The organism is Sphingopyxis sp. GW821-FHT12C06 (assembly GCF_058807415.1).
Genome location: NZ_JBXAQR010000003.1, coordinates 48,499 through 62,484, shown reverse-complemented (window position 1 = coordinate 62,484; position 13,986 = coordinate 48,499). Strand labels below are relative to the sequence as shown.

The 13,986-nt window shown below is 65.8% G+C and carries 6 protein-coding genes; all 6 read left to right on the top strand.

Annotated elements, in window-relative coordinates; all coding sequences use genetic code 11:
- Positions 1–3 precede the first annotated feature (3 nt).
- Positions 4–2,091: a CHASE2 domain-containing protein gene (locus tag AC1RRJ_RS09485; protein WP_493121952.1), complete on the top strand. Its 2,088-nt coding sequence runs from the start codon at positions 4–6 to the stop codon at positions 2,089–2,091.
- Positions 2,078–2,842 carry a hypothetical protein gene (locus AC1RRJ_RS09480; protein ID WP_493121950.1) on the top strand — a complete coding sequence of 255 codons (765 nt, stop codon included), beginning with the start codon at positions 2,078–2,080 and terminating at the stop codon, positions 2,840–2,842. The genes AC1RRJ_RS09485 and AC1RRJ_RS09480 overlap by 14 nt, the downstream gene beginning before the upstream one ends.
- Positions 2,843–3,020: 178 nt before the next feature.
- Positions 3,021–4,805 (top strand): ShlB/FhaC/HecB family hemolysin secretion/activation protein, encoded by a 1,785-nt coding sequence (locus AC1RRJ_RS09475; protein ID WP_493121948.1) that lies wholly within the window; start codon positions 3,021–3,023, stop codon positions 4,803–4,805.
- Positions 4,806–4,835: 30 nt separating this feature from the next.
- The gene (locus tag AC1RRJ_RS09470) at positions 4,836–12,056 is read left to right on the top strand and encodes a hypothetical protein (protein ID WP_493121945.1); all 7,221 of its coding nucleotides are present in this window, start codon (positions 4,836–4,838) and stop codon (positions 12,054–12,056) included.
- A 52-nt stretch (positions 12,057–12,108) separates the two neighbouring features.
- Positions 12,109–13,584 (top strand): cysteine--tRNA ligase, encoded by a 1,476-nt coding sequence (cysS, locus tag AC1RRJ_RS09465; RefSeq protein ID WP_493121943.1) that lies wholly within the window; start codon positions 12,109–12,111, stop codon positions 13,582–13,584.
- Between the two features lie 38 nt (positions 13,585–13,622).
- Positions 13,623–13,979: a hypothetical protein gene (locus AC1RRJ_RS09460; protein WP_493121941.1), complete on the top strand. Its 357-nt coding sequence runs from the start codon at positions 13,623–13,625 to the stop codon at positions 13,977–13,979.
- Positions 13,980–13,986: the final 7 nt, after the last annotated feature.

The window sequence follows — 13,986 nt, the reverse complement described above, 5'->3', positions numbered from 1 at the left end:
CCCATGACCACCATCCAGACGATCGAACCCGCGCCCAGCATCGCGCAGCCCGAGGGCCAACCCGCCGCCGTGCCGCTGGGCAAACGTATCCGCCGGCTGGCCAGGCAGCTCGGCCCGTCGCGCATGGCCGCAACGCTTGTGTTTCTGATCGTCGCGATGCTGATCGCGCGGTCGAGCTGGGATCTTCCCCTGATCGGCGATGCCGAACGCGCGCTTTACGATGCCCGGGCGACGGTGATGGCGCCGCATGTCGGGCAGGACAAGCGCATCGTCATGGTCACCTATAATGACGAAACCCTGTTCAAGACGGGCATCCGGTCGCCGCTCGACCGCACCCTGCTCGCCCGCGCGCTCGGCAATCTCGACCAGATGGGCGCGAAAGCGATCGGCATCGATATCGCCTTTGATTCGCCGCGCCCCGACGATGCGCTGCTAAAGGCGCAATTGCGCGCGATGACGACGCCGACCTGGCTCGCCTATGCCGAACAGGAAAGCAATCCCAACACCATCTTCTATGAACAGCAGAAATATCTGCAATCCTACCTCGCCGACGTCACGACCAACAAGACGAAGCCGACGAGCGTCTTGTTCCGCACCGATGGCGATAGCGTAATCCGGACCTGGCCCGACCGGCCGAAGGGCCTGCCGCCGCTCATGGCCAATGCGCTGGCGCCGGTCGATCCGGCGCACGCCAATTACCAGGGCAATATCCGCTTCCTTGTTCCGGCCCGTGCCACCAAGGGGCAGGAAGAGCCGGTCTTCGCCAATATCCCGATCGACACTTTCGCGATGCCGATGGACGCCGACATGCGCGCCGGTTTTTCGGAGCTGGTGAAAGGCCGCTATGTCCTGATCGGCGGCGACATCATCGACAACGACCAGTTCAACACGCCGCTCAGCCGCTTTCCCGATGCGCTGACCGGGCTGCATGAAACGATGATCGGGCTCGAAGTCCACGCCCATATGCTGGCGCAGCAACTCGACAACGCCTGGCCGAAACCGCTGCCCGGCCTCACGCTGTGGGCACTCGCGGTGCTGGTCGTGCTCGCAGGCGGGCTCACCAGCCTGATCGACGTGCGCGCGCGCTGGGTCGCGATCGCCTTTCTGGGTCAGATGGCCTTTTTCGCCGCTTTTCCTTTCTGGCTGCACGGGCGCGGGGTCGACACGACGACCCTGCCCGCTTTCGGCTGGGCGCTCGGCTGGCTGTTCGGCTATGCTGCGGTCGGCACCGCGGCGCGCACCATCGGGTCGCGCCAGCGCGCCTTCGCGCAATCGGCGCTCGGCAAATATCTGCCCGCCGACGTCGCGGCGCAGATCATGCGCGACCCCGACCAACTGTCGCTGCACGGCGAACGGCGCAATATTTTCTGCATCTTCACCGACCTTGAGGGCTTTACCAAGCTCAGCCACGCGACAACGCCGGAAACCGTCGCGCGCCTGCTGAACGAATATCTCGACCGATTGTCCGACATCGTGCTCGATCATGGCGGCACGATCGACAAATTCGTCGGCGATGCCGTGGTCGCCTTCTGGGGCGCGCCGCTCAGCCGCCCCGACGATGGCGAGCGTTCATCATCGGCCGCGCTGGCAATGTATGAAGCGGGCGAGAAGTTCCGTGTCGATCTAGCCGAGGGCGTTCCGCCCTTGGGCATGACCCGCGTCGGGTTGCATGTCGGCGATGCGATCGTCGGCAATTTCGGTGGCGAGGGCCGCATCCAGTATACCGCGCTCGGCGATGCGATGAACACCGCCTCGCGGCTTGAGGCGGCGAACAAGAGCCTGAAGACCGGGGTGCTGATTTCGGCCGAAGCCGCGGCACGTTCGGGACGCGACGATTTGGTGCCGATGGGCCGCGTCACGCTGCGCGGCCGCGCGCAGCCGGTCGACGCACTCACCCCGCGCCCCGACCTGTCCTCCGAACAGCGCGAACGCATCGCAGCGCTTGTCGCGGCGCACATGGCGGGCGATAAAAAAGCCTGTGTGACCTGCGCCACAGCGTTAACCAGCGAATTTAGTCAGGATGCAGCCATCATGTTCCTGATAGAACGCCTCAACCAGACCAAAATGGGAGAAAGCTATGTCCTTTCCTGATATCCGGACGCGTCGCCTGAGCCTGACCGCCATAGCCGCCGTCATGGCGGTCGCGGTCGTTGGCACCGCCGCCGCCCAATCGATGGTCATCCGGTCGACCGGCCCTTCGGCCAGCAAATATCCAACCGGCGCCAAGTTGAAGCCGACCGACAAGCTGACCTTGGTCGCAGGCGACAAGGTCGTGCTGATGCAGGCGGGTAAAACCCGCACCCTGTCGGGGCCCGGCACCTTTGGCGCAACGGGATCGATCGCATCGAGCCAGTCGATGGGCACAACCGTCAGCCGCATGCTCGCCAAAGGCCCCACAATGCGGTCGCGCGGCGGATTCTCGCGCGGTCCCGGCGAACAGGCTGCCGCAGATGTCCGCGCGCCCAACCTGTGGCTGCTCGATTATCGCGACGCCGGAACCTTCTGCGTCACCGATCCGGCCTCGCTGATGTTGTGGCGTCCGCATATGGACAGCGACGAACTGCTCAAGATCGAACGCGCCGATAAAAGCGCGACAGTTGCGTTCATCGAAGGCGCCAATTTCCGCAAATGGCCCACCGACGTGATGCCGGTCCAATATGGCGTCGACTATCGCCTGTCGGGCGCCGGTTTGACGGCGCCGGTGACGGTGCGCTTTGCCGCACTCGAAAACGCACCCGACACGGTGGAGGGATCGGTCGACATGCTGATGGCCAAGGGCTGCACGCCGCAGCTCAACCGCCTGGTCGATACGATGTCGGACAGCGAAGCGGCTGGGGGTTGACGGGTTGGGCGGGCATTGAACCCGCCCAACCCATCTGATAACAATGGGATGAAGAGCTGCCGTACAAGCGGCACCTCCATTCCCTGGGTCGAAAATTCGTCCTGCCGCTCCTGTGGCGGGGCTGGTTGAAACGGCACGCTGCGGTGGCGGCGCGTGCTTTCCTACGCAAGGGGTGGTGATGACGGGCATGGGGGATTTGGGCAAGATCACACTAGGATCGGCCGGGCTGTTCGCAGCCGCGCTGCCGTTCGCCGCACAGGCGCAGCTGACACCGCAGATCCCGACACGCGAGCAAATCCAGCAACCGACGCTTGCGCCCGCCGCGCCCCCAAGCGAACGGATCGTCACCGCCGACGACAGCATCGAGCGTGCGCCCTGCCCGCTCGCCAACCCCGAATTCGCCAATGTCCGCATCACCCTGCGCGGCGTCCGGTTTTCGTCGGTCGAGGGCATCGATCCGGCGCTGCTCGACCCAAGCTGGTCCGACCGCGTCGGGCAGGAAGTACCGATTTCGGCCGTCTGCGACATTCGCGACCGCGCCGCGACGATTTTGCGCTCGAAAGGCTATCTGGCCGCCGTCCGCGTTCCCCCGCAAACGATCGGCGACGGCATCGTCCGCCTCGACATCCTTGCCGCCCGGATGACCCGGATCGAGGTCCGCGGCGACGCGGGCAGCAACGAGGGACTGCTCCAACGCTATCTGTCGCGGCTCGACGACCAGCCGGTGTTCAACATCAACGCGGCCGAACGCTATCTGTTGCTGGCGCGCGATATTCCGGGAATGGACGCGCGGCTGACGCTGCGCCCCGGCGATGCGCCCGGCGAAGTCGTCGGCGAAGTCACCGTCGCGCGCACGCCCGTCATGTTCGATGCCAATGTCCAGAATTTCGGAACGCGCGACGTCGGTCGGTGGGGCGGGGTCGCACGCGCGCGTTTCGCCGGACTGACCGGCATGGGCGACCTCACGACGCTCAGCATCTATTCGACCGCCGACCTCGACGAACAGCAGGTCGTGCAGGCCGCGCATGAATTTCGCGTCGGCGGCAACGGCTTGCGGCTGGGCGCCGGCTATACCTATGCCTGGACACGCCCCGACATTGCGGGACTGCCGCTCAAGTCAGACACCCAGATCATCAGCCTGTTCGCGACCTACCCGGTCACGCTGACGCAGGCGCGGCGCTTTACCCTCGGCGGCGGGCTCGACATCATCGACCAGGACATCGCGCTGGGCAGCCTTCCGCTCAACCGCGACCGTCTGCGCGTCTTCAACGTGCGCGCCGATGCGAGCTGGATCGACCCTGCCTCGATCGCGGGGCGCAGCGGGTACAACCCCGCCGAACCCCGCTGGTCGCTCGCCTCCTCGATCGAGGCGCGGCAGGGCGTCAATTTCCTCGGTGCCAGCAAGGATTGCGGCCCCACCGGCGCAGCCTGTTTCAAGCCCGGCGCCGTCCCGTTGACTCGTATCGAGGGCAAGCCCGATGCCTTCCTGATCCGCGCCAATGCGCAGGCCGAGTGGCGGCCGGTTCCGGACTTCACCCTGTCGATGGCGCCGCGCGCGCAATGGGCAAGCGACCCGCTCCTCGCCTATGAGGAATTTTCGGGCGGCAATTTCACCGTCGGGCGCGGTTTCGATGCCGGGACGGTGATCGGCGACAGCGGAGCCGCCGTAGCGCTGGAGGCACGCTACGGCTCTTTCGTTCCCGCGAACACCAAGAGCTTCGTCTTCCAGCCCTTCGTCTTTTTCGACGCGGCGTGGGTGTGGAACGAGGACAAGGCGTTCAACGGCCTCGATCCGCAGAAACTCTATTCCGCCGGCGGCGGCATCCGCGCCGCCTATGGCAATCTGGGCCGTGTCGACATGACGTTGGCCGTGCCGCTCAACCGCGCAGGATTTCTGACCCAAAGGCCCGACCCGCGGCTGCTGGTTTCCTTTACGACCCAGTTCGGCGTGCGGGCGCGCTGACCCGTGAATTTTGCATCGAGGACGACTGTCATGCGTGCCACTGCAACCCCCGTATCGAACCGCAAGGGCAAAGAGCGCCTGCTCGAAAGCTGTGCGATCGCGGCGGGGCTGATCGCCCTCGCCTTTGGCGGACCCGCGCTGGCGCAGGTCAACGGGACCGGCGCATTCGTCAGCGGCGGCGGCGCAGGGAGCGGGATCAGCGACAACACGGGAACCAATACGACTACGGTGACCGTTGGTGGGACCGAGAGCATCATCAACTGGACCCCGACCGACACCGCGCCGACCGGCGGCGCGATCGACTTTCTTCCGACCGGTGAAAACTGGCATTTCTCAGGCCAAGGCGACTACACCGTCCTCAACCGTTTCGTCGACGGCAGCGGCGGATCGCTGAGCCGCGAGATCGCGCTGAACGGCACCATCAACAGCATCGATACCAACACCTCGGGCCAGCGCGGCGGCAACATCTGGTTCTATAACGCCGGCGGGATTCTGGTCGGCAGCACCGGCGTCATCAATGTTGGCAGCCTTGTGCTGACCACCAACAACATCGACACCACCGGCGGCTTGTTCGGACCCAGCCGTACGATCCGTTTCAACGGGGCATCGGGCAGCACCTCCGCGATTACAGTGAACGGCGCCATCAACGCCAACAATGCGATCAATGCAGGCAGCGCCTACGTCGCTTTGGTCGCGCCCCGCGTCATTCAAGCCGGCACCGTGCGCGTCGACGGATCGGCCGCCTATGTCGCCGCCGAACAGGTCGACATTCGCATCGGCAACATCGGCGGGTTGTTCGACATCAATGTGACCGTCGGCGCCGAAGGCGGCAATGCCATCACCCATACGGGCAGCACGACCGGTCCCGCACACCAGCAGGGCGATAGCGATCAGAGCCGCATCTATATGGTGGCGATCCCCAAAAATGATGCGGTGACCATGCTGGTGTCGGGGACGATCGGTTATGACGATGCGTCATCGGCGCAGGTCGATCCCGACGGCGCCGTGCGCCTGTCGGCGGGTTACAATATCACCGCTGGCGAACAGAATTTGAACCCCGCGAACGCAACCGCGGCCAATATCATCGTCAACGACACACTGTTCCGCAGCAGCACGGTCGCTCGTGCAAGCGGCACCTTTGTCGGCGAAGCGCTGCAACAGATACCGGCATCGCCGCCGCCTCTGTCGTCAACAGGACGAATCTTCGTCGAAGGCAACGGGGTCTTCAGCGGCGACGCCGGTGCTTCACTGACCATCGGCGCGGGTCAGCAGGGCGGTGCGACAGGCAATCTGACTGTCCGGTCAGACGGCGCCCCCGGCGCGGCAGGCAATGTTGCCGTGAATGTCAGCGGCGGGACACTGTCGACAGGCAATTTGTTACAGATCACGTCTTTGAGCCAGCCCGCCACCGCGACCGGCAACAGCGTGGGCGGGACTGCCAGCCTGACGATTACCGGGGGCACCGTGACAACCCCGATCATCTCCCTGTCCGCCACCGCAGTTGCCGACTTCGGGACAAATGGCCTGGCAGGAAACGCACAGGGCGGAACGGCCAGCATTTCTGTCAACAATTCCGGCACCGTGCTGGACACTGGCGCCGTTACCATCAGCGCATCCGCCTTCGGACCAAATAATATTTCCGTCGCGACGGGCGGCAACGCGCAGGGTGGCACGGCAACACTCACGGTTTCCAATGGCGCAAGCTTCCGCGCGACCAACAATGTTTCGATCGACGCAAATGGCAGTGGAGGATTCGGCCCCGTTCAGTCTGGCAATGGAACGGGCGGCACCGCGCGCATCTCCATCAGCGGGGCGAACACATCGTTCGAATCCCCAAACACATCCATTGTGGCGCAAGGCAACGGCGAGGGCTCCTTTCCCCCCGTCGACGCCCGGAACGGCGGCGACGGATTGGGAGGACGCGCAGAACTGATCGTCGACGCCGACAATAGCGCGACGATATTGCTCGATACTCTCTCCCTCGATGCCAGCGCACAGGGCGGCGATGCGAGCAATAGCGAGAATACCACCGGCGGCGACGCGCAGGGCGGCGTGGCAACGGTCACCGTCAATGGCGGCGTCACTTTGCAAACGAGCCAGTTGACGCTCAGCGCCATCGCGCAAGGCGGAAGCGGCACCAGCCCCAGCGGCACGACCGGACAATCGGGGAATGCGCGCGCAGGCACCGTCACATTGAGCGCCGCCAATGGTTCGGCGATCGACGCCAGCGGCGGTATTGCCCTTTCCGCCAATGTCGACGACCTCCCCGGTGAGAATTTCGGCACCGGCACCGGCGGTGATGTGACGGTCAGCGCAACGAGCGGCGGCACCATCAGCGCGGCAGGCCAGATGCAGGTTGATGTGCGGAGTGGCCGTTTCACGCCCCAGATCCCACAAAGCGCGGGCGGCCGAACCGGCGGCAATGTCGATTTCATCGCCGACGGCGGCACGATCAGCGCGGACAGTTTCGACGTCAACGCCAGCGCAACGGTCGCCAATGTCAGCGGCAACAATGGCCCGGCGCAAGGCGGCACCATCGACCTGCTCGCGTCCAACGCCGGACAGATTTTGTCGACGGGCAGCCTCGGCAACCGCTTCGATGTCGGCGCCGTAGCCGGGGTCAGCAGCGCCGGAAGTTCGGCCACCGGCGGCGCGATCCGCCTGATCGCCAATGCGGGGAGCATCGACCTTTCGGCGGGCAATATTTTGATCGCGGGCGGCATTTCGGGCGGCGCGACCGTCCCCGGCCCCAACATCGTGACCGGCACCGGCGGATCGATCCTTGTCCGGACCGTCGCCGGGGCATCGAACAGCAGCGCGATCAACTTCGGCCAGCTCAACGCATCCGCCGACGGCAACTCCGAAATCATCGCCGAAGTCCCGCCCGGCACATTCCCCAATCCCACAGGCAACGGCCACGGTGGCATCATCACCATCGACATGCAGGGCGGCTCGCTGACCGGCGGTTCCATCCGACTGTCCGCCGACGGCGAGGGCGCTGCGATCGGCACCAGCACGGGGCGGGGCGGAACCGCGACCTTTACGCAGACCGGCGGCACCGTAACGATCACCGATCTGAATGTCAGTGCCAACGGCGCCGGCGACGTCGGAACAGGTCAATCGGGCGACGGCATCGGCGGAACAGCAACGATCAACCTGCTCGGCGGGACGATCAGCGCTGCCGACATCTCGGCGACGGCGGATGGCTTCGGTGGCTTCGGCTTGCCCGGCAATGACATTGACCCCCTCAATCCCGTCGCGGGCGGGCGGGGCGGCGCGGGCCAGGGCGGCACCGCGACGATCACCATCGACGGCTCGGCGACGGTCACCGCAAGCGCAATCGGCGCATCGGCAATCGGCGGTGGCGGCGCGGGCGGCGACTTCCTCCCCTTCTCCAGCGGAAGCATCGCACCGGGGACGACCGGGGACGGCGGCAATGGCACCGGCGGCACCGCAACGATCAACCTGATCAGCGGAACGGTTTCCTCCGGCAATATGATCGCCGACGCGACGGGCACCGGCGGCAATGGCGGCAGTTCCTCTTTCCTTGGCATGACAGCGGCAACAGGGATCGGGTCCGGCGGACGCGGCGGTAACGGCCAGGGCGGGACCGCGACGGTCAGCCTCGCGGCAGCGGCCAATGTCACCGATCTCACGGCCAGCTTCGCTCGCGGCGTCGGCGGCGATGGCGGATCGCACAATGTCGGCGGCGCGGGCGGTAACGCGGTCGGCGGCACCGCCCAGGCAATCGTCAATGGTTTCGACGCCGGGGCGCTCGCCGTCACGCTCGATGCCGGCGCGCAGGGCGGCGCAGGCGGCAACGGCGCCGACGGCAATGGCGGCAATGGCGGCAATGCCCTCGGCGGCACCGCACGTGCACGCGCCGATGGCACCAACGCCAATGTCACGATGGAACAGGTCAGTTTCACCACCGATGCGATCGGCGGCGCGGGCGGCCGCGGCGGCCTCTCCTTTTTTGCAAACCCGGCGGTCGCACCCGTCGGAGGCCTGGGCGGCAACGGCCGCGGCGGCACGCTGGAAATCGGCGCCGACAATGGCGCAACAATTATCCTCCTGTCCGGCAGCAGCGGTCCCGTTTTGCTGAGCAGCACCGGTACCGGCGGTACCGGCGGTACCGGTGCCAGCAATGAAAATGCGGGCGGCACCGGCGGTACTGGCGGCAATGGCGGTACCGCCGAAGGCGGGACCATCCTGTTGCGCGCCAATGGCGGCACGATCACCTCGAACGGCACGCCCGTCGACATCGTCGCCAACGGCACGTCTGGCGCCGGCGGCAATGGCGGCGGCGGTGCGGCCGCGCCCGGCGCCGGTGGAACAACAACGCCCACGACCGGTGGCCGTGTGGTGATTGAGGCAGCGACCGGGCAGATCAGCCTCGGCGACACGAATATCAATGCCAACGGCGACAATGCCGGCCGCATCGAGCTGCGCGCCGGTGGCAATCTCACCATGGCCAGCCTGAACGCGACAGCGACCGGCATCGCGCCGCCGACCAACAATGACACGGGCAGCGCGACGACAGGCATTTTCCTCGCCGCGAACGGTGGCACGATCACGACCACCGCCAATATGTCGCTGACAACCGACGGCTCGATCGGGGTCTATGCGCAGGGCGCGGGCGCGGTCAGCGCCGGGACCGGCCTGACCATGAACGCCGCCGATCAGATCGACATTCGCCACGATCAGCGCAGCGGAACCGCGCCGACGATCCAGGCGGGCGACGAGCTGACGATCGCTGCCGGGACCAGCATCAGCGGCGCGGCGGGCAGCCTGCTTGGCTCCGGCGCGACCTTGTCGCTCGCCGTGACTGGCCCCAATGGCACGATCACCCTCGACCGGCTCGACGGCACCAATATCGTTATCAACACGACCGGCGCCGCGAGCGTCGAACATGCCGAAGCGAGCAATGACTTCACCGCGACGGCTGGCAGCTTCCGTACCGGGCTCAATTCGATCATCACCGGCGGTGATATTATCGTCAGCTCGCCGGGCGCAGTCGACCTCGGCAATTCGACCGCGGGCGGCTTTGTCGCGGTCGATGGCCAGTCGATCGCCTTCAACAGCATCGGCGCGGCGGGCAGCGTTTTCCTGAACGCATCGGGCACCGCGCCCGGGGCCGAAGGAATCAACGGCAGCATCATTACGTCCGGCGGCAACGTCCAGCTGCGATCGGCGGGCAATGTGACGATCGCGACCTCGGTTGCCGCAAACGGCGGCTGGGTCGATCCGAACGGCACAACCGCCGAGGGCAATTTGTTCGTCGATGCGGCGGGCAACGCCCAGCTCACCGGCGCCAGCGCAGCGCGCATGGTCGGCGTCAACGCCGGTCAGGCTGTAACGATCACCGGCGGGTCGGCGGGCGAGGATCTGCTCGTCGTCGCGGGCACAACTGCGAACCTGTCGAATTTCACCGCGGGCGATGATGTCGAAATTCGCGCACCGGGAGCGATCACCGCGCAGAATGTCAGCACGACGGGCACGGGCGTCGATACACGCGAACTCAGCTATTTGTCGGGCAGCGGGTTCACGATCGGAACCGTGGCCGGCGGCGACAGCAGCATCATCACGCAGGGCGGCAATACGACGCTGGGTAATCTGAGCGCTTCGGACGACATAATTGTCGCTTCGACCGGCACCGTGTCGGCCACCGCCCCGATCGCCGCCGGACGGAACATTGTTATCGACGGTGCGAATGGCGTGACCGCCGGCACCGTGACGAGCGGCGGGACGACCAGCCTGAACAGCGCCGGCGGCGCGATCGCGGTCAACAGCCTCACCTCGGCTGGCGCGGTCAGTGCGAGCGGCCAAAGTATCCAGATCGGCGGCGGAAACAGCGGAAATCTGGTCTTCAACCAGCTCAACGCCACCACCGGAGATGCCGTCGTCACCAATGGTGGCGACATCACGCTGACGAGCGGCACGGTCGCAGGCCGCGCCGCGCTGACCTCGTCCAATGGTGCGGTCAATATTTCGCAATTGACCGCGAACAGCGTCGACCTGTCGGCGCGGACCAGCATGACGCTGGGCAGCGTCGCTGCGACCCAGGGGCTGACCGCCCAGACCGGCGGCATGCTGACGCTGGCGGGCGCCGTGACCGGCCGCACCATGGCGCTGACGTCGGGCGATATCACCATTGGGGCCAATGGCCGCGCAGGCACCCCCGGCGTGACGACAGTGCTGCAAATCACCAACGGCGGCAGCCGCCAGACCTTCGTCGGCGGCACCGGCACGCGGGGCGGCTATCACATCGATGCCGACGAAATGGCACGCCTCTACGGCAGCGATATCCGAATTGCGGGCCCCGTCGCGGGTACCTCCGCGTCGGGTGCCCCGGTAGACACCGACGTCATCATCGACAGCTTCACGATGACAGGCGGCAATTCGGCATCGAACCTCGGCGGCAATGGGTCGCTGACGATTGCGACCCCGGGCAAAGCGCGGGTGATCGGCAATGTGCAACTGACCGGCCTGTCCGATACCAGTGCGCTCAACCTGTTCGCCGACACGGCGCTGGAGGTTATTTCGGGCCAGGGCTCGGTCCGGCTGACGGGCGCCAACAACGCACCGGGCGGGCGGCTCAACATGGCCTCGGACGAGATCATCGTCGCGACACTGGCGGCGATCGCCGACGTCCGCGCCGCGACGACGACCGATGCAATCAACACACGGCTGGCGGAGAATGACGGCGTGACCAGCGACGAAGGCGCGCTGTTCGCACGCGGCATCAGCGCCGATGCGGGCCGCGGCTTCTATGTCCAGAACAGCGGCCTCGGCACGACTTTTGCCGAACGCCGCGGGATGACCTTCGGCGCAGGCGGGCTCGATGTCGTGACCGCAGGGCAATCGACGCGGATCGTCGTCAACGGCGTTCAATTAAGCGCATCGGGGGGACAGGCCACCGGGTTCGACACGCTGGCCTTCCTGACCGTCTCCGGCGCGGCGCCGTCGGGCACGGCCAGCAATTTCGACCGGAGATCAACGCTCAACGGCTGCCTCATCACGAGTGTCGGGGCCTGCATGACCTTCTCGCCGGGCTCCGAAGCGAGCTTCCCGGTGCAGGATGTGGTCGACGACCCCGCCGATCCCGACGCCGAAGAGGGGGAAGGCAACAACCTGCCAACCCCGCTGATCACCGTCCGCGACATCGATCCGCTGACCGGCGAGCCGCTGCTCGACGATCCGGTGACCGGCGCGGGCAACGACGATCTGTGGACGCCGCCCGCACAGTGATCTCCCGCGTTTGGGTTGACGCAGGCGGGCGCAGCAAGGCATGGGCACGGCTATGACCGACGCCCATGCCTCCGCTTCCGCAGCACCGCTCCGGCTGTTCAACAGCCTGACGCGCAGCCTTGAGGATTTTACGCCCGTCCATACGGGTGAGGCCCGTGTCTATTCGTGCGGGCCGACGGTCTATAACTTCCAGCACATCGGCAATATGCGCGCCTATGTCTTTGCCGACACATTGGGCCGCACGCTGGCGTTCAAGGGCTATAAGCTGCGCCACATTATCAACATCACCGACGTCGGCCACCTGACGTCGGACGCCGATGCCGGCGACGACAAGATGGAGAAGGCAGCCGCGCTGCAAGGCAAGTCTGCGTGGGACATTGCGGCCTTTTACACCGCCGAGTTCAAGCGCGACCTGCAATGGCTGAACGTCCGCGATCCCGCCAAATGGACGGTGGCGACCGACTATGTCGCCCGGATGATCGAATTCGCCAAAAGCATCGCCGACAAGCATTGCTACGAGCTTGAGAGCGGCCTCTATTTCGACGTTTCAACCGTGGCCGATTATGGACGGCTCGCCCGCGCCGTCACCGACGAAGGCGAAGGCCGGATCGAAGAGGTCGATGGCAAGCGCCACGCGGCCGATTTCGCGATCTGGCGCAAGACCCCGGCGGGGGAAACCCGGCAGATGGAATGGGACTCCCCCTGGGGCCGCGGCGCGCCCGGCTGGCACCTCGAATGCTCGGTCATGGGCGAAGCCGAACTCGGCATGCCGTTCGACATCCACACCGGTGGCATCGACCACCGCGAGATCCACCATCCCAACGAGATCGCCCAGAACCAGGCGTTTCGCGGGTGCGGCGGGCTCGATCACGCCGAACATTCGGGCGCGCGGTTGTGGATGCACAATAATTTCCTGATCGATCGCGGCGGCAAGATGTCCAAATCGTCGGGCGAGTTTCTGCGGCTGCAGCTGCTCGTCGACCGGGGCTATCACCCCCTCGCCTATCGCCTGATGTGCCTGCAGGCGCACTATCGCAGCGAGCTGGAATTTTCGTGGGAAGGCTTGGCCGCAGCGCTGACGCGGTTGAAGCGGCTGGTGATGGCGGCCGCGTCCGTCCGCGACACCGAGGAGGCCGAGGTTTCCGACCGTCGCCTCGCCGACCTGCTGACGAAATTCGATGCCGCCATGTCGGACGATCTCGGCACGGCGGTCGCGTTGACGCTGGTCGAAGAAGCGGCGGCGATGAAAAAGATCGACGCGGAGCAAAAGCGCGCCGCGCTCGCCATGATGGATGCGGTGTTGGGGCTTGAGTTGCTCTCAATCTCGCGCTCCGACCTGCGCCTGCGTCCGAAAGCCGCAACCATCAACGAGGACGAAATCGAGGCCATCCTTGTACGTCGCAAGGAAGCCCGCGCGGCAAAGGATTTCGCCGCATCCGATGCGCTACGCGATGAACTCATCGGCGCGGGAGTCGAGGTGATGGACGGCGACCCGCTCGGCTGGGACTGGCGGCTCGACGCCATATAGGGGCTTGCCCCGGCTTCACGGGATGCTAGCTTCGTTGCATGTCGCAACTGATCTGCTGGCTCCTTGTCGGTCTTGTCCATCTGGTTCCGGCGCTGGCGCTATTCCGGCCGGCCCTGATCACGCGGCTTTATGGAATCGCGCCGGACAGCCCGATATTCCTGCTGATGCACCACCGCGCGGCGCTGTTTTTTGCCGTCCTCATCGCCTGCGTTTGGGCGGCTTTCGATCCCGGCGGGCGCATGCTCGCGACATTGCTCGCCGCGATCAGCATGTTGAGTTTCCTTGCACTTTACGTCACCTACGGGCGCCCCGCCGCGCTCGGCACCATCGCGCTTGTCGACCTGATCGGCCTTGTTCCGCTCGCCTGGGCGGGCTGGTACGCATTTCAGCAGTAGGAAAACT

Coding starts and splice junctions, on each gene's coding strand:
- AC1RRJ_RS09475 (WP_493121948.1), top strand. CDS start 3,021: ATGACGGGCATGGGGGATTTGGGCAAGATCACACTAGGATCGGCCGGG.
- cysS (WP_493121943.1), top strand. CDS start 12,109: ATGACCGACGCCCATGCCTCCGCTTCCGCAGCACCGCTCCGGCTGTTC.
- AC1RRJ_RS09470 (WP_493121945.1), top strand. CDS start 4,836: ATGCGTGCCACTGCAACCCCCGTATCGAACCGCAAGGGCAAAGAGCGC.
- AC1RRJ_RS09480 (WP_493121950.1), top strand. CDS start 2,078: ATGTCCTTTCCTGATATCCGGACGCGTCGCCTGAGCCTGACCGCCATA.
- AC1RRJ_RS09460 (WP_493121941.1), top strand. CDS start 13,623: ATGTCGCAACTGATCTGCTGGCTCCTTGTCGGTCTTGTCCATCTGGTT.
- AC1RRJ_RS09485 (WP_493121952.1), top strand. CDS start 4: ATGACCACCATCCAGACGATCGAACCCGCGCCCAGCATCGCGCAGCCC.